Origin of the sequence: Streptomyces sp. ITFR-16 (assembly GCF_031844705.1) — a bacterium.
GTDB lineage: Bacteria > Actinomycetota > Actinomycetes > Streptomycetales > Streptomycetaceae > Streptomyces.
In genome coordinates, this window is sequence record NZ_CP134610.1 from 87,686 (window position 1) to 105,694 (window position 18,009).

General features: G+C 72.6%; 17 protein-coding genes. 1 reads left to right on the forward strand and 16 read right to left on the reverse strand.

All coding sequences use genetic code 11. The features are described from left to right. Positions 1-17: 17 nt before the first annotated feature. From RLT58_RS35355 to fabD, 15 genes are all read right to left on the reverse strand, one after another. A complete protein-coding gene (locus RLT58_RS35355; protein WP_311314818.1) occupies positions 18-926 on the reverse strand; it encodes a TauD/TfdA family dioxygenase in 909 nt (302 codons plus the stop codon). Further along, positions 923-2,557: an AMP-binding protein gene (locus RLT58_RS35360; RefSeq protein WP_311314819.1), complete on the reverse strand. Its 1,635-nt coding sequence runs from the start codon at positions 2,555-2,557 to the stop codon at positions 923-925. Before RLT58_RS35360 ends, RLT58_RS35355 begins: the two co-directional genes overlap by 4 nt. Continuing rightward, positions 2,547-3,203 (reverse strand): thermostable hemolysin, encoded by a 657-nt coding sequence (locus tag RLT58_RS35365; protein WP_311314820.1) that lies wholly within the window; start codon positions 3,201-3,203, stop codon positions 2,547-2,549. Before RLT58_RS35365 ends, RLT58_RS35360 begins: the two co-directional genes overlap by 11 nt. A 26-nt stretch (positions 3,204-3,229) precedes the next feature. After that, on the reverse strand, positions 3,230-4,450 hold the full coding sequence (locus RLT58_RS35370) for an FAD-dependent oxidoreductase (protein WP_311314821.1): 1,221 nt from the start codon (positions 4,448-4,450) through the stop codon (positions 3,230-3,232). 37 nt (positions 4,451-4,487) lie between these two features. Next, the gene (locus tag RLT58_RS35375) at positions 4,488-5,474 is read right to left on the reverse strand and encodes an aldo/keto reductase (RefSeq protein ID WP_311314822.1); all 987 of its coding nucleotides are present in this window, start codon (positions 5,472-5,474) and stop codon (positions 4,488-4,490) included. Between the two features lie 112 nt (positions 5,475-5,586). Next, complete coding sequence (locus RLT58_RS35380) at positions 5,587-6,453, reverse strand: ester cyclase (protein ID WP_311314823.1); 867 nt, start codon at positions 6,451-6,453, stop codon at positions 5,587-5,589. A 74-nt stretch (positions 6,454-6,527) separates the two neighbouring features. Next, positions 6,528-7,637, reverse strand: a complete 1,110-nt coding sequence (locus RLT58_RS35385) for a 3-oxoacyl-ACP synthase III family protein (protein ID WP_311314824.1) — start codon at positions 7,635-7,637, stop codon at positions 6,528-6,530. A 2-nt stretch (positions 7,638-7,639) separates the two neighbouring features. Next, complete coding sequence (locus tag RLT58_RS35390) at positions 7,640-10,009, reverse strand: beta-ketoacyl synthase N-terminal-like domain-containing protein (RefSeq protein WP_311314825.1); 2,370 nt, start codon at positions 10,007-10,009, stop codon at positions 7,640-7,642. Positions 10,010-10,037: 28 nt separating this feature from the next. Next, the gene (locus RLT58_RS35395; protein WP_311314826.1) at positions 10,038-11,324 is read right to left on the reverse strand and encodes a beta-ketoacyl-[acyl-carrier-protein] synthase family protein; all 1,287 of its coding nucleotides are present in this window, start codon (positions 11,322-11,324) and stop codon (positions 10,038-10,040) included. Beyond that, on the reverse strand, positions 11,321-11,743 hold the full coding sequence (locus RLT58_RS35400) for a 3-hydroxyacyl-ACP dehydratase FabZ family protein (RefSeq protein WP_311314827.1): 423 nt from the start codon (positions 11,741-11,743) through the stop codon (positions 11,321-11,323). The genes RLT58_RS35395 and RLT58_RS35400 overlap by 4 nt, the downstream gene beginning before the upstream one ends. Then, positions 11,740-13,017: a beta-ketoacyl-[acyl-carrier-protein] synthase family protein gene (locus tag RLT58_RS35405; RefSeq protein ID WP_311314828.1), complete on the reverse strand. Its 1,278-nt coding sequence runs from the start codon at positions 13,015-13,017 to the stop codon at positions 11,740-11,742. Before RLT58_RS35405 ends, RLT58_RS35400 begins: the two co-directional genes overlap by 4 nt. Then, the gene (locus RLT58_RS35410) at positions 13,014-13,466 is read right to left on the reverse strand and encodes a hotdog family protein (RefSeq protein ID WP_311314829.1); all 453 of its coding nucleotides are present in this window, start codon (positions 13,464-13,466) and stop codon (positions 13,014-13,016) included. The genes RLT58_RS35405 and RLT58_RS35410 overlap by 4 nt, the downstream gene beginning before the upstream one ends. Positions 13,467-13,497: 31 nt before the next feature. Next, positions 13,498-14,265, reverse strand: a complete 768-nt coding sequence (locus RLT58_RS35415) for an SDR family NAD(P)-dependent oxidoreductase (RefSeq protein WP_311314830.1) — start codon at positions 14,263-14,265, stop codon at positions 13,498-13,500. Positions 14,266-14,405: 140 nt separating this feature from the next. Then, the gene (locus RLT58_RS35420; protein ID WP_311314876.1) at positions 14,406-14,816 is read right to left on the reverse strand and encodes an acyl carrier protein; all 411 of its coding nucleotides are present in this window, start codon (positions 14,814-14,816) and stop codon (positions 14,406-14,408) included. A gap of 84 nt (positions 14,817-14,900) precedes the next feature. Then, complete coding sequence (fabD, locus tag RLT58_RS35425) at positions 14,901-15,869, reverse strand: ACP S-malonyltransferase (protein ID WP_311314831.1); 969 nt, start codon at positions 15,867-15,869, stop codon at positions 14,901-14,903. Positions 15,870-16,036: 167 nt separating this feature from the next. Between fabD and RLT58_RS35430 the strand changes: the two genes are divergently transcribed. Next, positions 16,037-16,675, forward strand: a complete 639-nt coding sequence (locus tag RLT58_RS35430; protein WP_311314832.1) for a TetR/AcrR family transcriptional regulator — start codon at positions 16,037-16,039, stop codon at positions 16,673-16,675. Positions 16,676-16,718: 43 nt separating this feature from the next. Here the strand turns inward: RLT58_RS35430 and RLT58_RS35435 are convergent, their stop codons facing one another. After that, entirely contained in the window at positions 16,719-17,939 is a 1,221-nt protein-coding gene (locus RLT58_RS35435) for an FAD-dependent monooxygenase (RefSeq protein WP_311314833.1), read from the reverse strand. Positions 17,940-18,009 lie beyond the last annotated feature (70 nt).

Here is an 18,009-nt window from a genome sequence, read left to right on the forward strand (position 1 = left end):
CCTCTCGGGCGGTCCCGTCAGGCGGCCTGTGCCTCGATGTAGCTCAGGGCGTTGTAGATGGTGCGGTCCGGGTCGGTGATGGCCCGGCGGCCGTGCATGACGCGGGTGTTGTCGATGACGGCCGCGTCGCCGTGCTGCCAGTCGAGGTTCTCCGTCACCAGGGCGGTCACCGTCTCGATCTCCGCGAGGAGCTCGGGGGAGAACTCGGTGCCGTCGGCGAAGGTGATCTTCGGCTTCTCGTAGTTGAAGGACGGTCCCAGGATGCTGTTGGCGAAGGATGGGCGCGAGCCGAACACGGTGGAGCCGGCCGCCGGGGTGCGGAAGGCGTAGCGGATGCCGCCGTCCGCCTCCGGGGTGATCTCGGTGCCGGCCAGCTGGTCGGTGAGGGCGAGCAGTTCGGAGACCTCGATCTCCTCGGCGGGCTTGGTGCCGCCGAGCAGGTGGTGGGCCATCGCACGCCACTGGGCCTCGCCGACGTAGCGGCTGTAGACGATGTCCTGCGCGGCGAAGGCCTCGCGGGCCGCCGGGGACAGGGCGTCCCAGACACGGTAGCCGTCGCAGACGGTGGTCTGGGAGCCGGAGGAGGCTGCCTTCTCGCAGAAGAACCACGCCAGGTGGGAGCGGAAGGGGCTGTTGCCGTTCTCGGTGTGCAGGCCGACCTCGTCGAAGCCGGCGTCGACCTTCTGCGCGACCTCGGAGTAGAAGTCGCGGGCGGGGTCGAGGGTGGTGGACGTCGAGGTGTTCTGCACGAGTGCGGTGAACGACGCCATGTCCGAGTCGAATCCGCGCAGCAGCAGGAAGCCCGCCTCGGCCAGCAGGTCGAGGAGCTCCTTGCGGTCGACGTCGGCGAGCGAGCCGCCCTCGGCCGGTTCCACCAGCAGACCGCTGCCGGTGCCGTAGGGGGTGGTTTTCACGGTGGTGCTCATGCCTTCTCCTCGATGGGCGTCGGTGCGGCTGACGCGCCGGCGGGGCGGCCGGTCAGCACGTGGGTGCGGATGACGTCGCGGCGCGGACGGCCGGTGACGGTGAAGCAGCGCGCGTACTCGGGGTCGTCCTCGTTCATGAGGTGGATGACGGCGGCGCGCTCGACGACGGAGAGCCGTTCCCGGCCGAAGGCGTCGATGCGGCTGCGGGCGGTGTCGTGGTCGAGGCCCGCCTCGACCACGAACAGGCCGTGGACCTCTTCGAGGGCGTCGGCGACGATCGCGCTCTCGCGGACGAAGCCGAGCTCGCGGTAGCGGCCCTCCACCCACTCCGGTGACACGTTGCGGCCGCCGGCGGTGATGATCAGGCTCTTCTTGCGGCCGGTGATGCGCAGGTAGCCGTCCTCGTCGATCTCGGCGAGGTCGCCGGTGTGCAGCCGGCCCTGTTCGTCGACGACCACGCTGGAGGGGTCCTCGCGGGTGTAGCCGGCAAACAGCGACGTGCTGCGGATGAGGAGTTCGCCGTCCTCGGCCAGCTCGACCTGGACGTGGTCCAGCGGGCGGCCGACGGTGCCGAACCTGACCTCGCCGGGGAAGTTCCAGGAGACCACGGAGGAGTTCTCGCTGAGGCCGTAGCCCTCGTGGACGGTCAGGCCGAAGGCGTCGAGGCGTTCCAGGATCTCGGCGGGGACGGGTGCGCCGCCGCAGGCGATGAACACCGGGCCGGGGTGGCCGAAGATCCGCAGGTGCCGCTCGGCCGCGGTCTCCCCGGGCTGCTCCTCGCACAGGGCGAGGAACAGGCCGGCGACGGTGGGCGGGACGACGAGCGCGGTGGGGCGGGCCTGGCGCAGCAGGGCGAGCATCCGGGGTCCGGCGTCGGCCGCGGTGCCCACCAGGGCGGTGCCGGGCGGCAGGAAGGAGACCGAACCGCCCGCGAGGAAGGGCATGTAGAGGCCGGCGACCTGCTCGATGAGCAGGCTGAGCGGGACGATGGAGAGGTACCGCTCGAACAGCGCGGTCCCGGTGCGGGCGCGCAGGGAGGTGAGCAGGGCGTCCAGGCCGTGCCGGCGGATCTGCACGCCCTTGGGGGCGGAGGTGGTGCCGGAGGTGTGGATGACCTTGACGACGGCGTCCTCGCCGGAGGAGCCGGTCCTCAGGTCGCCGGTCCGGAACGGCTCGGCGAGCAGGGCGGGCAGGTCGACGGGCAGGACCTCGCAGCTGCCGGGGAGCACCTTGGCGGCGGACACCTCGGTCCAGCGGGCGAGGGCTGCGGTGCCGGCGTCGTCGACGAGGCAGAGGTCGGCCGCTTCCAGGAGCGAGGCGGCCTGTTCGGCGGCGAAGGCGGTGGGCACGGGGATCTCGACCGCGCCGGAGAACAGGGCGGCGAGGTCGGCGACGACCCATTCGGGGGAGTTCTCGGCGAGCAGCCCCATCCGGGCGGGGCGGCCGTTCTCGGCGGCCCACCGGTCGAGGCGCCGGGCCAGGCGCAGGGAGGCGCCGATGATCTGGCGGTAGGTCCACTCGGCGGGGGCGCCGGACGCGTCGGCGGACAGGACGCGGACCATGACGGCGTCGCTGCCGGCCTGCTGGAGCAGTCCGCCGGTCAGGCTGGTGCGCTCGGTGTCAGGCAGCACGGGTCAGCACCCTTTGCTCGGGGCGGTTCGCGACGAACCGCATGTCGACCGATTCGAAGCAGTAGCGGCCGATCGCGGCGAGCAGCAGGGTGCTCTGCTCGGCGGCCTCGGCCCAGCCGACGACCGGCCGGGTGTCGTAGTACGAGCCCCACTGTTCGGCTTCCTCGGCGGAGAGCCGGTCGCGGGAGGCGTCGACGAGCGGGTGGAAGATGCAGCCGAGCCGCTTCATCAGCGCGGCGAGCCGGCCGGTCATCGTCATCACCGCGTACGGGCGGCCGAGGCAGGCCATGATCAGGGGGATGGCCCTGATGATCTCGCCGCCGGCGCTCGCCCGTACGGAGGCGACGTTGCCGATCTGCATGACTTGCGAGCGCTTGACGGCGACGCCGGCCTCGGTGCTGAGGACGTCCTCCACCGGGGCGTCGAGATAGCGTTCGAGCAGGAGGGGGGTGTCCCCCTCGGGGAAGGACAGTCCCGCGCAGGCGAGGGCCTGTTCCGTGCCGTCCCCCGCGTCCTCGAAGAACGCCAGGAAGGCGTCCGGGTCGGGCTGGACGCTGGCCTGGTACTGCTTGGCGAACACCTCGTGAGCGAGGTCCGCCGCGATCTGCCAGTCCGGTGTACCACGTTGGGACAGGGTGATTCTCATGCGTGCACCCCCCTTGCAGGGTCGGGTTACAGGATGGAGTGGGACGGCGTGGCCGCCGTCGTCACCGCCGGCGTCGTCCGGGGCACGGTCACGGCCGCAGGCCGGGCCTGCACGGCGAGTTCGGCGGCGCGCAGGCCGCTGTTGATGGAGGTCTCGGCGAGGATGCCGGGTGCGGCGACGCTGTCGCCGACCAGGTAGATGCCGTCGCCGCGGTCGACCGCCGGCCGGTCGCGCCAGCTCAGTCCGGGCAGGTCGAGGGCGCCGGTGCGGCCTCGGGAGACGCCTTCGCGCCGCCACAGGGTGCGGTCCTGCCAGCCGGGGGTCGTCAGGTCGAACAGCTTCTCCAGGCGGGCGATCGCCTGGGCCTTGTTCTCCCCGGGCCGGATCGGCATGGCGCCCTGGAACAGGGCGTGGCCCTCGGGTGCGAGGGAGCGGTCGTGGTCGGAGTACTGGGAGGTGAAGCCGCCCTCGTCCATGTCGAAGGAGACGTTGCCGTCCTTCTTGGAGCGGGTGACGGCCATGTCCACGAGTGCGGAGGTGCCGCTCGGCCACTCCAGGGTGGGGTCCTTCAGCAGGCCGCGGGCGGCGGCGAGCGAGGTCGCGATGATGACCGGCCCGTCGGTGGGCAGCTCGGTCAGCCGGGAGTTGGTCTCGATGACCACGCCGTGCCGGCGGGCGACCCGGGCCATGCGCTCGACGAGCTGGCCCCAGCCTCCGATGAAGTAGCGGCTGGGCAGCGGGAACTTGGGGGTGCCGACGCGCAGCAGCCGCTCCCAGACGAAGGCCGCCGACAGCCGGCCCGGGTCCCCGTCGAAGAGGATCGGGCCGAGGAAGCCGAGGGCCTCGTCGACCGTCTGCTGGGGGAAGTTCTCACTGGCCCAGTCCTGGAAGGAGCGGTCGATGGGGACGGGCCGGTCCCGCTTCAGCAGGGTCATGCGCATGTAGCCGGGCGGCAGGGTCATCCGCAGCTTGCCCTGGTGGCGAAAGCGCATGCGCGTCCACTCGTGGAAGGACAGCCGTACGTAGCGGCCGGCCACACCGCGCTGGATGAGCCACTGCCAGGCGGGCCCGTTGTTCATGATGGTGTGCGGGCCGTCGTTGGTGATGTAGGGCCCGTCCGCCGAGCGGGCGCGGCCGCCCAGCTGGGAGTGCGCCTCGTGGAGAGTGACGCGGGCGCCTTGCTCGGCGGCGGCGATCGCCGCGGTCAGGCCGGCCAGCCCGCCGCCGATGATCGTGATGTTGGCCATGGTCGGTACTCACTCACCTTCGGGTTTCGCGGGCGTGTCAGCCGTCGAGCGTGGCCATGGCGCCGGCGGGGTAACGGTCCCCCACGGTGGATCCGTGCGGGGCGATCTCGTCCAGCGCCGCGAGGTCCTCGGCGCTCAGGCGCACGTCGGAGGCGGCGATGTTCTCCTGGAGGTAGCTGACGCGCTTGGTGCCGGGGATGGCCACGACGTCCTGCGAGAGGACCCAGGCCAGCGCGAGCTGGCCGGTCGTGATGCCCTTGGCGGCGGCCAGCGCTTCGAGGCGCTCGACGATGGTCAGGTTGGCCGCGAGGTTCTCCTCCTGGAAGCGCGGGACGACGCGGCGGAAGTCCTGCTCGGCCAGGTTGTCGAGGCTGCGGATGGCGCCGGTCAGCAGGCCGCGGCCCAGCGGGCTGTAGCCGACGAAGCCGATGCCCAGTTCGCGGACGGTCGCCAGGACGCCGTTGTTCTCCACGTCGCGGGTGGACAGGGAGTACTCGGTCTGTACGGCGCTGAGCGGGTGGACCGCGTGGGCGCGGCGGATGGTGGCCGCGGACGCCTCGGAGATGCCGAGGTAGCGGACCTTGCCCTCGGTGACCAGGTCGGCGAGGGCGCCGAAGGACTCCTCGACCGGCACGTCCGGGTCGACGCGGTGCAGGTAGTAGAGGTCGAGGCGGTCGGTGCCGAGCCGGCGCAGGGTGCCCTCGACGGCCGTACGGATGTACTCCGGGCTGCCGTTGAGCTTGCCGGTGATGCTGCCGTCCGGGGCGACCTCGTTGCCGACCTTGGAGGAGACGACGATGTCGTCGCGGCGTCCGGCGATGACGCGGCCGACGAACTCCTCGTTGCTGTGCGGTCCGTAGAAGTCCGCGGTGTCGAGCAGGGTGACGCCGAGTTCGAGGGCCCGGTCGGCGGTGCGCAGAGCCTCCTGGCCGTCGACCGGGCCGTAGGCGAAGGTCATGCCCATGCATCCGAGTCCCTGCTCGGAGACCACGAGCCCCTGGCTGCCGAGCTTTCGTTGCCGCATCTTCGGTTCCTTCCGGATTTATCGTCGATAGAAATTCTAGCACTGACAATTCCCGGGAACCAGCGACCGGAGGTGTCAAGTGCGACAGGGCAACGAACGGCCGGGGCGGCCCTCAGTCCCGGACCAGCTCGCTGTTCACGGAGGACCACACATGGCCCTGCTCGGCGCGCTGCCCGGTGGCCAGTTCGGCCCACGGGTCGGCGCCGAACGCCTCCAGCACCGCCGCCCGCAGCCACGCGTCGAAGGCGTCGGTGGACTCGTTCAGCTTCCGCGCGGCCGCGGCCGGGTCACGGGCCTCCACCCGCAGCACCACCACGTCCCTGCCGTCCAGCCGCTGCACGGCGATCGACTCGTGCACGACGCCCGCACGCCGGCGGGACGCCTCGTACGCGCGCAGCCGGGGCCCGGACAGCTCCGCCTCCGTCTCCTTCCAGCGGGCGGCGGCGCCTTCGGTGGCGGCCACCACCACCGAGGCGGGCCGCGCCTCCCGGCGCGCGCCCGCGCGGGCGGCGCCGCGCGCGGCCGGGGCCAGCCGGCGCATGCCGAGCTCGGAGAGCATGTTGGAGTCCACGCCGATGCCCCAGCGTTCGGCGATCAGGCCGTTGTCCAGCAGACGCCACACGACGACGCCCTTGAACTCGATGAACCGGCCCGTCGGCTCCATCCCCAGGAACTCGCCGAGGTGGGTGCCGCGCCAGGTGTTGTGGATGACGACGTGGTCGGCGTGCGCGCTCATGTCCTCGATGGTCACGTGCAGGTCGGGGAAGCCCTCCCGCAGACCGGCGATGGTGTAGCGCACGCCCTCCAGCCCCTCCGGGGCGCCCGGCAGCGGCTGGTGGTCGACCATGTCGGGGCTGTAGATCTCGTCGACGATGGAGAAGTCGCCCTTGTTCACGAAGGTGTCGAAGACCGCGCGGATGGTCCGCTTGTTGCGCTCCTCCACGCTCTCGTCGGTGTGCACCAGCTGCTGTGTCGACACGTTGTCATCCTTCTCGGTATCGGCGCCCGCGAGGGGCTGCGGTGGTGGGCGGTGGCCGCCGGGGGAAGCGGAGATCACTTCCCGGGGAAGGGGGCCTCCCAGGTGAGGGTGAGACCCGCGTACAGATAGCGGCTGGCCTCGATCGCGAGGAGCAGCACCTTGTGGCCCGGCCGGATCCGGCCCTCCACCCAGCCGGCGTCCAGGGCCAGCGGGACCGCCGCGGAGCCGGTGGCGCCGACGTCGGTCAGGTTCTCCACGATGTTCTTGCTCAGCACGGCCTGGTCCTCGGCGGACAGCCCGGCCGTGCCGTACTCGCTGGCGAAGTACTCGGCGTTGCCCTCGGGCAGCACACAGGCGTCGAGGTCGGCCAGCTCGAGGCCCGAACGCTCCAGCATGTCGTGGATGCCCCGGACGAAGACCCTCGGCCCGAACTGCGCGGTGCCGGGGATGTCGAGCTTGATGTCCATCAGCCGCTTGCGCCGCTGCTGTTCGGCCAGCGGTACGTCGGTGCCGCCGCCCACGATCAGCATGCCGGGCTTGCGGGCCCCGCCCATCGACTGCGTGGCGAACACCTGGCGGCTGCCCTCGTGCGCGGAGCCCTCCTCGCCGGCCCGCAGCACCACGGCGCCGGCCCCGTCGCCGAAGGTGTAGACGGTCAGGCGGTCGCGCATCCGCACCCGCTCCGGGTCCTGGCCCAGGAACACCGGGGCCAGCAGCGGCGAGACGGACTCCGTACCGATCACCAGGGCGGTGCGGTAGGTGCCGTCGGCGAGGTTGCGGCGGGCGATGTCCAGGCCCTGCACGGCGCCCACACAGCCCGCCCGCACCTCGATGACCGCGCAGCTCTCCAGGCCCAGCTGCTCCTGTACGTAGGTCCCGGCGACCGGCAGCAGATAGTCGGGGCTGGCCGTGGAGACCACGATCAGGTCGACCTCGGCCGGCTCGACGCCGGCCCGCTCCAGCGCCTGGCGGGCGGCGGCGGTGGCCATGGCCGACGTGCTGATGAGGTGTTCGCCCGTGGCCGGGTCGATCATCCAGTGACGGCGCTGGACCTGGATGCCCTCCAGGACGTCGTCGGGCAGCGGCCCGCACAGCCGGGCCAGCGCTTCGTTGTCCAGCGGCTCGCCGGGCAGATGGGCGCCGGTGGCGAGGACGGACACATGACGGTCGGAACTGGAGGACATGGTCACTTCTCCGTAGCGGGACGCAGGACGAGGCTGATGTGGGTGCCGCCGAGCGAGGAGCTGTTGATGAGGACGGGCCCGCTGTCCATGCCCCGCTCCCAGCCGGTGACCGCGAGCAGCGCGGACAGCGGCGCCCCGGCGCCCGCCGGTTCGCCCAGCACCTGCTTGGGCGTGTGCACCGGGGTGTGCCCGGGCGCGGCCAGCCGGTCGGTGGCCAGCGCCTCGGGCGCGTCGGCCCGCTTGAGGCCCGCCGCGTTGGCCCAGATGCCGGTCAGCTCGCCCGCCGTGACCCCGGCGTGGTCCAGAGCCTGGCGCATGGCCCGCTCCACCCCGCCGCCCTGGGGGTCCCAGCGGCCGATGCCCCGCGCGTCGGACGTGGTGCCGTGGCCGGCGAACTCGGCCAGGATCCGCGCCCCGCGGGCACGGGCGGTCGACTCCCGCTCCAGGACCAGGGCGATGCCCGCCTCGGCCAGTGTGTAGTCGGCGGAGTCGAACAGCGGCAGCTGCCGGTAGGCGTCCAGGACGCCCGGGGACAGGTCCTCCACCGCCGTGCAGAGCACCGCGTCCGCCCGGTGCTGGAGCAGCAGGTCGTGGGCGACGGTCAGGGCGGAGGCCCCGGCCGCGTGCCCGGTCGTCACGGTGTACGTGGGGCCCTTGGCGCCCACGTTCATGGCGACCTGTCCGGCGGCGGCGTTGAACACCGTGTTGGGGAACACCGCCGGGCTGCCGTGCGCGGGGCAGCCGGCGAGCACCGGGAGCAGGAACGCCTCGATGCTGCGCATCGGGCCGAGCCCGGTGCCCAGGACGACCCCGACCCGCTCGTCCGCCGTCAGTCCGGCGTGCTCCAGGGCGCCCCGGCAGGACGCCACGGCGAGCTGCCCGAGCGGGTCCATCCGGCGCCGCTCGCGCGGGCTGATGTAGTTCTGCGGGTCGTAGTCGGCGCGCGCGACGCGCAGCCCGTCCTCTTCCGTGCCGAGGGCGCGGCCCTCGCGCCAGGCGTCCCACAGCGCGTCGGCGCCGTCACCGGCCGAGGTGATCCCGGCGAAGCCGGTGATCACCACCTTCTCCGGGGGCGGCACGGCGGCAGGGGTGAAGGTGCGGCTGCCGGGCCGGCCGAAGGCGACGCACGCGTTGGCGCCGGCGAAGGCGAAGTTGTTCGACAGGGCGACGTCCATGGCGTGCGCGCGGCCCGGGTCGGGCACCGCGTCCAGACCGCACTTGGGGTCCACCTCGGTGAAGTTGGCCGTGGGCGGGGCGATCTGGTCGACCAGCGCCTGGACGGTCACGATGGCCTCGACCGCGCCGGCCGCCCCCAGCAGGTGTCCGACCATGGACTTGGTGCTGCTGAGCGCGGTGGTCTCGGCGGCTTCGCCGAGCGCGGCCCGTACGGCGTTGCTCTCGGCCGTGTCGTTCTTCGCGGTGCCGGTGCCGTGGCCGTTGATGTAGCCGACGTCCTCCGGGGCGATGCCGGCGGCCTCGATCGCGGAGCGGATGGCGCGGGCCGCGCCCTCGCCCTGCGGGTGCGGGGCCGTGGCGTGGTAGCCGTCGGCGGACAGGCCGTAGCCCAGCACCTCGGCCAGGATGGGGGCGCCGGCGGCGCGGGCCACCGACTCCTCCGCCAGGACGAGCATCCCGGCGCCCTCGCCGAGCGACAGACCGTCACGGTCCTTGGAGTAGGGGGCGGCCGGCTTGGTGGACAGCGACTGCAGGCTGGTGAAGCCGGCGAACGCCGTCTCGGTGAAGGCGTCGCTGCCGCCCACCAGCATCGCGTCCGCCCGGCCCGCGCCGATCGCCTCGGTGGCGTGCGCGATGGCGTGCGCCCCGGAAGCGCAGGCGGTGTTCACCGACAGGGAGGGGCCCAGGAGGCCGAAGGCGCTGCTGAGCGCCTCGGCTATCGCCTGCGGCGGGACCAGCAGGTAGTGGCGCCCGTCCTCGGGTACGGGCGGCTGGTCGTCGTCCGCGCGGCGCGACAGCTTCTCGGCGCTGCGCAGGCCGCCGTTGCAGGAGCCGAAGGCCACGCCCCAGCGGGCGCCGGGGACGTCGGCCAGACCTGCCTGCCGCATCGCCTCCTGCGCCGCCACCAGGGCGAAGTCCACGGCGGGTTCGCGCTCGTGGCCGCCGAAGGCCGCCAGATAGTCGTACGCGGGGGTGCGGGGGTCACTGACCTCGCCGCCGATCTCGGTGCCGTATCCCTCCATCGGCATGCCCTGTACGGGTCCGATGGCGGAGCGGCCGGCCTTGACGCCCTCCCACAGGGCTGTGACGTCGTCGCCGTGGGCCGTCACCGCACCCACACCGCAGACCACGACGGTCCGCCGGGACCGAGCCCTGCTGTCCGGCGAAGTGCCGGTGCTGTGCTCGCCGTGGCTCATGTCGCGACTCCTTTCGGGTTGTGCGTCATCAGGTCCGCTCCATTGCGATGGCCACCGCCTGGCCTTCCAGGCCGCGGGCGAGGGCCAGCGCGTTGCTGGGGCGGGTCTCACGTGGTGTGAGGGGTACGTAGTCGAGATCGCAGTCGTCGGCGGCGTTGTGCAGGTTCTGGGTGGCGGGGACGACCCCGGAGTCCAGGGTGAGCGCGGCCACGGCCGCGTTCAGCGCCCCGGCGCCGCCGACCAGATGGCCGGTCTGCGGTTTGACGCTGCTGATGAGCGCCGCCTTGGCACTCGTACCGAGCGCGTCGTGCAGGGCGAGGGTCTCGCTCGCGTCGCCCTGGCGGGTGGCGCAGCCGTGGGCGGCGATGTAGCTGCCGTCCGGGAAGGCGCCGCCGGAGTCGGAGAGCGCCCGGCCGATCGCACGGGCCAGGCCGCGCGCGCGGGGCTGCGGGCTCGGCGGGCGTACGCAGTCGTTGCCCGAGCCGAAGCCGGTGACCTCCGCGTAGACGTGCGCGCCGCGGGCGAGGGCGTGTTCGCGGTCCTCCAGGACGAGCAGGGCCGCGCCCTCGCCGAACACCGATCCGCTGCGGTCCCGGTCGAAGGGGCGGAACGCCTCCGCGCCGAGCTCCGGACGGGTCGACAGCACGCCGAGGCCGTCCATCTTCGACATCGCCCACCAGCCGGTGGCGTCGTCGTAGCCGCCCGCCACGATCACATCGGCCTCGCCGCGGCGGATGGTCCGCATGGCCCGGCCGATCGCCATGGCGCCGGAGTCGGCGGTGCCGGCGAAGTAGGAGTTGGCGCCCCGGATGCCGTACTTCTCCGAGATGTGGAAGCCGGCCGCGGGCTGCAGCCCCTCCACGAAGAACAGCGGCGCGACCACCGAGGAGGCGGTCTGGCCGAGCTTGTGCAGGTCGGGGGTGCCGTCCGGCGCCCGTACGGCCTGGAGCTGGGCGATCAGCTCGTCCATGCGGGGCATTTCCTTGTTGCTGCCCAGGAAGAGCCCGCTGCGGTGACCGAGGTCGCCGACGTCGTCCAGGCCCGCGTCCCGCAGCGCCAGCGTCGCCCCGGCCAGGGCCAGCTGGTCGCCCCGGCACAGCATGCGCAGGGTGCGCCGCTTCGCCCACTCGGTGGGGTCGAAGTCATGGATCTCGGCGCCGATGCCGGTGCGCAGCGGCGCCGGGTCGTATGCCTTCAGCGGGCCGATGCCGGTCCGGCCGTCGAGCAGGTTCTGCCAGGTCTGTGCCGCGCCCTGGCCGATCGCGGTCATCAGCCCGATGCCGGTCACCACCACACGGCGTCCGTCGTCGCTCATGCTGTGTCCTCCCCTGGCCGGCCCGCGGCCACCAGCGTCAGGGTGCGGGCGGTGGCGACCACCCGGTCCCCGACCTTGGCGGTCGCCCGTACCTCGGTCGTCTGCTCGGTGCTCTTGGTGACCTCGACGGTGATGCGCACCTGGTCGCCGGGGCCGACGAAGTGCTTGAAGCGCACCGCCCGTACGGATGCCAGCCGCCAGGCACGCTCGCCGCCCGCCGCCGCCTTCGCCAGGGCGGCCATGCTCTCCAGGAGCAGCACGCCGGGCAGGATCGGGTGGCGCGGGAAGTGGGTGTCGAAGAACGTCAGGGTGTTGGGCACGTTGCGCACGGCCACGGCCCGGTCGCCCGGGACGAGTTCCTCGATCCGGTCGAAGACGGGCGCTGTGGCGGTGGCCTCGGGCCCGGTCGTGGCGGTCATGCGTCCTCCCGTGCGGCGCCGATGACGATGCTGGTGTTGCTGCCGCCGAAGGCGAACGCGTTGATCAGGGCGGCGCCGACCGGCATCGCGCGGGCCGTGTGCGGCACGTAGTCGAGGTCGAGGCCCCGGTCGTTCTTGTCGAGGTTGACCGTGGGCGGCACCAGCGAGTGCTTCATGGCGCCGATCGCGGCGAGCACGCCCAGGCCGAGGCTGGCCGATGTCAGGTGGCCGGCCATCGACTTGGGGGCGCTGACGACCAGGCCCTCGGCGTCGTCGCCGAAGACCTTCTTGATGGCGACGGTCTCGGAGTGGTCGTTGCCGTGCGTGCTGGTGCCGTGGGCGACGACGTAGTCGATGTCGCCGGTCTTCAGGCCGGAGTCCGCGAGCGCGCCCTCCATGGCCTGGATCGCGCCGGAGCCGTCGGGCGGCGAGTCGGTGATGCGGTAGGCGTTGAGCGTGGAGCCGTAGCCCAGGACCTCGGCGAGGATCGTCGCGCCGCGGGCGCGGGCCGTCTCCATGTCCTCCAGGACGACGGCGACGGCGCCCTCGCCGACGACGAAGCCGGAGCGGTCCGCGTCGAAGGGCCGTGAGGCGTGCTCGGGGTCGTCGTTGTGCTGGTCGGTGAGCGCGCCCAGCAGGCTGAAGCCGAGGATGTCGAGCCAGGTGGTCAGGGAGTCGTAGCCCCCGGCGACCATGACCTTGGCGTCGCCCTCCTGGATGGCGCGGAACGCCTCTCCGATGGCGTGCCCGGACCCGGCGCAGGCGGTGCTGATGCCCATCATGGGGCCGGTGGCGCCGATCATCCGGGCCATGGCGGCCAGCGGTACGTTCTGGTCGTCCGTCAGCGTGACGGCCGGCGGCTGGCAGATGAAGGCGTCGGAGCGGCCGGTGGTGGCCCGCAGATGCCCGATGTCCAGGAGCGTCTGCAGCTCGGGGCGGCCGACGCTGGCCCCCATCGAGACCCCGCGCTCCTCGGCGGGGTAGACGTCCTGCGACACCTCGTCGAGTCCGGCCCGGCGCACCGCCTCCCAGGCGGCCGCGACGCCGAACTGTCCGACGCGCGAGAGGTGCTTGCGGCCGACGCGGGCCGGGATGGCCGTCTTCGCGTCGAAGTCCTTGACCTGGGCGGCGATCCGTACGGCGAAACCCTCGGCGTCGAAGGTCGTCAGCTTGCCGACGCCGCTGCGGCCGGTGGCCAGGCCCTCCCAGGTGGTGTCGGCGTCGTTGCCGAGGGGCGTCACGGCCCCCACCGCGGTGATGGCTACGCGTGTCATCCGACCGGTCCTCCGCCCTGGAGCTGGTGCGCCATGCGCCGGGTGTTCGCGGGGTCGTCGAGGCGTTCGGCGTCGATGAGCGCGCACAGCAGGCCGCTGACCTCGAGGACCCTTTCGCCGTCCACGGTGACCGTCCCGTCCAGGACGGCGGCGTCCTCGTTCATCGACTCGATCCTCGCCTCCATGTGCAGGACCTCGCCGGGCTGCACCTCCCGGTGCGCGGTGGCCTCGCCGACGGCGAGCAGCGCGGCGCGCAGCCGGTGGTCGGTGCTGATCATGATCAGCCAGGTGGCGGCCTGGCACAGGGCTTCCAGGGCGAGGCCGAAGGGCAGGACGGGCCCGTCCTGGGTGTTCTGCCAGTAGGTCTCGTCGACAGAGGTGACCTTGCGGGCCGTGATGCGCTCACTGGGGGCGCATGTCTCGATCCTGTCGATCAGATGGAATCGCATCGTCGTCTCTTCTCCGGGTTCCTGCGGCCCGTCACGGCCGGCCGACGCCGAGCTGGGCGGAGAATCCGCCGTCCACACAGAGGAGTTCGCCCGTCGTGTAGCCGGAGTCGGGCCCGGCCAGGAACACCGCGGCCGCGGCCACCTGCTCGACGGTCGCGAACCGGCGCATCGGGATCTGCCGCTTGATGCTCTTGCCGCCGTCGCGCTGCATGACCTCCTCGACCAGTTCGGTCGGGGTGAAGCCGGCCAGGACCGCGTTGACCCGGACGCCGAAGCGCGCGAGCTCGACGGCGGCGCAGCGGGTGAACGAGTTGAGCGCGCCCTTGGAGGCGGAGTAGTTGGACTGGCCGATCCAGCCGCGCTCCCCCATGGCGGAGGAGATGTTGACGATCGTCGCCTCGCCCTGCGCCATGAACTGCTCCATGACGGCGTGGGTGCAGTGGTAGGCGCCGCCGAAGTTGGTCTTCATGACGTCCAGCCAGGCATCCGGCGGGGAGTCGTAGATCAGTCCGTCGTCGCTCACGCCGGCGTTGTTGACCAGCAGGTTCAGGGGGCCGAGTTGGCGGTTGGCCTCGGCGACCAGGCGGGCCGCGTCCTGCGGGTCGGCGACGTCCGCGCCGATCGCCACGGCCCGGCCGCCCGCCGCCTCGATCTCCTTGACCACGGCCAGGGCGTCGTCCTGGCGGGAGCGGTAGTTCACTGCGACAGCCGCCCCCTGCTCGGCCAGTCCCAGGGCGATGGCCCGGCCGATGCCGCGGGAGGCTCCGGTGACCAAGGCGGTGCGGTCCTTCAGCTTCATCTGTCTCTTCCTGTTTCTGCCGGGAGATGGGCGGCGTGGGCTGCCCCGGGGTACGGCCGTGCGGCCGGGTGCCCGGGGCCCCGCGGCCGGTGTCCGGGACGCCTTTGGCCCGGACACCGGCCACGGAGAGCGGCGGCGGGTCAGGCGGCCTCGGCGGCCTTGGCCCGCTCGGTCAGCAGGTCGGTGAGGTTCTGGACGGTGAACAGTCCGAGCACGCCCTCGGCCGTCAGCGGCTCGGTCAGCTGGCTGCGGTCGAACTGCGGCAGCACCTTCTCCAGGTGCGCGAGGCCGGTCTCGTTGACGACCTCGTTCTCGTCGCCGAACTCCTCGTCGGGGATGCCGCCCTGGAGCAGGTCGGCGATGTCGGCCACGGTGATCTTCACCTTGGTGGTGCGCTCGAGCCGGAACAGGATGTCGAGCAGGTCGATCGACTCCGCACCCAGCTCACCCAGCAGGGTCGCCTCGGGAACGGCCTCGTCCTCGTCGATGCCGAGGGCGTCGGCGACGGCGGCCTGCACTGCGGAGAGGTAGTCGGTCAACGTGGGAATCAGGGTTTCGGACACCGCTGGCTGCCTTTCGGTGGGTTGGTGCGTACGGGCCGGCGCGGACGCCGGTACGCCGGGAGCGGTCGGCGCCTAGGCGGCGGCCGCCGTGGGGGACTCCTGTCGCAGGTCGCGCAGGAGGGTGGTGATGCGGCGTGCGTCATTGGTGCTGCGCACGTCGGCGCCGGGCGCGGTGCGCTTGGCGAAGCCGCTGAGGACCCGGCCGGGACCGACCTCCAGATAGCCGTCGGGGACGGTCTGGGCGGCAGCGGCGAGTACGTCGACCCAGCGCACCGGGCCGGCCAGCTGGCGGCGCAGCAGATCGCGGGCGTGGGCACCGTCGCGTACCAGGGTGCCGGTCACCGAGCTGTACACCGGCAGCCTGGGCTCGCGGAAGGTCACACGGCCCAGCTCGGCGGCGAACTCGTCCTCGATGACGCTCATGAGGGAGCAGTGGAAGGGGGCGGAGACCTTCAGCGGCACGGCGCGTTCGGCACCCGCCTCCAGGGCCAGCCGCACCGCCTCGTTGACGGCGGCCTCCTGTCCCGAGACCACGGTCTGGCCGGCCTCGTTGTAGTTGGCCACCTCCACGACGCCGAGCCCGGAGGCCTGCGCGCAGATGTCGTCGATCTGCCGGGGTGCGAGGCCCATGAGCGCGGCCATGGCGCCCGAGACCCGCTGGGACACCCCGGCCATCAGCTCGCCGCGCCGGCGCACCAGGCGCAGGGCGTCGTCGGCGGCGAGGACCCCGCCGACGACGAGGGCGGTGTACTCGCCGAGGCTGTGCCCGGCCACCGCGCCGGGCACGAACCCGGTCTCCTCGTGCAGCACCTGGTACACGGCGAGGCTCGTGGCGACGATGGCGGGCTGGGCGATCTCGGTCGGCTCCAGGTCCTCGGCGGGGGCGGTGGAGCAGAGCTCCGCCAGCGGGAGGCCCGTGGCCGCCTGCGCATGGGCCAGGACGCGTCCTGCCGTGCGCGGGTGCTCGCGAAGCAGATGGGCGGCCATGCCGGCGCGTTGCGATCCTTGTCCGGGAAACATCGTGAAGAGGTTGTCGCTCATTCCCGTCCTGCCTCACTGGGTGGTGGGTTGGGTCATCGAGCCGTCGGCGAGCGGTTCTCGACCCTGCGAATGTCGCACCGCCCTCTGGCGCATTCCTCGAATGTGTCTCGATTTCCGCGCCTGGCCCCCGCTTGACGTGGCGTCACGCAGCGGTGAGCTTTGACGCCATGGTCAGGATGAGTGCGCAGGAGAGGCGGGAGGTCGTCGTCCGCGCGGCGATGATCGAGTTCGCCCAGGGCGGGTACCACGGCACCTCTACGGAGACCATCGCCCGGCGGTCGGGGGTGTCGCAGCCGTATCTGTTCCGGCTGTTCCCCGGCAAGCAGGCGCTGTTCCTGGCGGCGGCCGGCCGCTGCCTGGCGCAGATCACGGAGCGGCTGGTGCGGGCCGCCGACGGGCTGTACGGCGAGGAGGCGATGCGCGCGATGGCCAACGCGTACACGCGGGTCATCGTGAAGGAACCGGAGAACCTGCTGATGCAGATGCAGGTCTACGCCGCCGCGGCCGCGGCGGAGGCCGACGGGGACCATGTCTTCGCCGAGACGGTCCGCGTGCACTGGCAGGAGCTGTGGGACGCGGTGCACGCGACGACGGGCGCGGACGCGGCCCGCAACACGTCGTTCGTGGCGCGCGGGATGCTCGTCAACACCCTGGTCTCGCTGGGCTTCCCGGCCGGCCACCGGGTGTGGGACGGCCTCGACCCGGCGGCCGGCGTCCACGCGGTGGAGGGCTTCGCGGACCGGCCGCACCCGGGTCCTGCAGCGGGCGAAGGGCCCGCCGACAGGGAGGCGGCGGGCCCGGCCTGATCCGTACGCGGACCCCCTTGCGGCGGCACGCGTACGGAGGCTGTCAGTCGGCGCGGTCGGTGACGGCCTCGCGACTGGTGGCGGGGGCCTTCTTCTTGGCCCAGCGGGTCCCGTAGGCCACCTGGTCCTTCTCGGCGGCCTGGAAGGCGCGGGTGTTCCAGTTCTTGCGCATGAACGCCTCGCGCGCCTTGAGCAGCAGCGGGTTCTCCACGGCGCCCATCTTCCCGATCATCCAGGCGATCCGCTGGAGCGGGGCGGTGCGCTTGCGGCGCTCGTCCTCGTACCGGCGCAGGGCGGCGACCGGGTCGCCGGGCTGGTCGAGGTACTCGGCCAGCACGAGGGCGTCCTCCAGTGCCTGGCAGGCGCCCTGCCCGATGTTGAAGGTGATGGGGTGCGCGGCGTCGCCGAGGAGGGTGACCCGGTCCCTGCCCCACTGCTTCTCGGGCTTGCGGCCCTCGACGTCGCCCCGCAGGATCCAGTCCTCGGGGGTGGCGCGCAGGATGTCGGCCACCGGTCCCGCCCAGCCCTCGTGGCGGCGCAGCAGCATGTCGCGCACCCCGGCGCCGTCGCGCCCGCCGGGGGCGCCGTTGGCCACGCTCATCCAGTGCACCAGGCCGGGCGCGACGTCGTAGTACGTGAAGCGGGTGCCCGGTCCGAAGACGGCGTTGAAGGTGCCCTCGGGGATGTCCGCGTGCTCCATCGGGGCCCGGCCGCGCCAGGCGATGTAGCCGCTGAACCGGTTGCGGGCGGGGCCGAACAGGCAGTCGCGTACGGCTCCGTGGATGCCGTCGGCGCCGATCAGGAGGTCGCCGCGCTCGCTGCCGCCGTCCGCGAAGTGGACCGTGACCCCATCCGCGTCCTGGTCGAAGGAGACGACCTGGGCGTCGGTGCGCAGCGGCGATCCCTCCAGGGCGTCGCGCAGCACTCCGTGCAGGACGGAGCGCTCGACGGCGATGGTGGGGGCGCCGTAGCGCTCGATGAAGTCGCCGACGGGCCAGGCGCCGAGGATGTCGCCGCGGGCGTTGGTGAAGTGGGCGACCTGCTGGACCGGCGCGACCTGGAGGACCTGCTCGGCGAGGCCGAGGTAGTCCAGGGCGAGGACGCCGTTGCTCCAGATGTGCAGGCCGGCGCCGCCGTCGCGCAGCGACTGGGCGCGCTCGAAGACGACGACTTCGAAGCCCCTGCGCTGCAGCGCGAGGGCGGCGGCGAGGCCACCGATCCCTCCGCCGGCGATGAGTATGCGACGGGCGCGTCCTATGGCCATCTGCAGGTCTCCTCATAGCTGTCCGGGCGGTGGGGTCCGGTGTGGTGGTCCGAAGGAACAATCTTCCTGT

Coding starts and splice junctions, on each gene's coding strand:
- RLT58_RS35355 (WP_311314818.1), bottom strand. CDS start 926: ATGAGCACCACCGTGAAAACCACCCCCTACGGCACCGGCAGCGGTCTG.
- RLT58_RS35365 (WP_311314820.1), bottom strand. CDS start 3,203: ATGAGAATCACCCTGTCCCAACGTGGTACACCGGACTGGCAGATCGCG.
- RLT58_RS35370 (WP_311314821.1), bottom strand. CDS start 4,450: ATGGCCAACATCACGATCATCGGCGGCGGGCTGGCCGGCCTGACCGCG.
- RLT58_RS35375 (WP_311314822.1), bottom strand. CDS start 5,474: ATGCGGCAACGAAAGCTCGGCAGCCAGGGGCTCGTGGTCTCCGAGCAG.
- RLT58_RS35385 (WP_311314824.1), bottom strand. CDS start 7,637: ATGTCCTCCAGTTCCGACCGTCATGTGTCCGTCCTCGCCACCGGCGCC.
- RLT58_RS35390 (WP_311314825.1), bottom strand. CDS start 10,009: ATGAGCCACGGCGAGCACAGCACCGGCACTTCGCCGGACAGCAGGGCT.
- RLT58_RS35395 (WP_311314826.1), bottom strand. CDS start 11,324: ATGAGCGACGACGGACGCCGTGTGGTGGTGACCGGCATCGGGCTGATG.
- RLT58_RS35400 (WP_311314827.1), bottom strand. CDS start 11,743: ATGACCGCCACGACCGGGCCCGAGGCCACCGCCACAGCGCCCGTCTTC.
- RLT58_RS35405 (WP_311314828.1), bottom strand. CDS start 13,017: ATGACACGCGTAGCCATCACCGCGGTGGGGGCCGTGACGCCCCTCGGC.
- RLT58_RS35410 (WP_311314829.1), bottom strand. CDS start 13,466: ATGCGATTCCATCTGATCGACAGGATCGAGACATGCGCCCCCAGTGAG.
- RLT58_RS35415 (WP_311314830.1), bottom strand. CDS start 14,265: ATGAAGCTGAAGGACCGCACCGCCTTGGTCACCGGAGCCTCCCGCGGC.
- fabD (WP_311314831.1), bottom strand. CDS start 15,869: ATGAGCGACAACCTCTTCACGATGTTTCCCGGACAAGGATCGCAACGC.
- RLT58_RS35430 (WP_311314832.1), top strand. CDS start 16,037: ATGGTCAGGATGAGTGCGCAGGAGAGGCGGGAGGTCGTCGTCCGCGCG.
- RLT58_RS35435 (WP_311314833.1), bottom strand. CDS start 17,939: ATGGCCATAGGACGCGCCCGTCGCATACTCATCGCCGGCGGAGGGATC.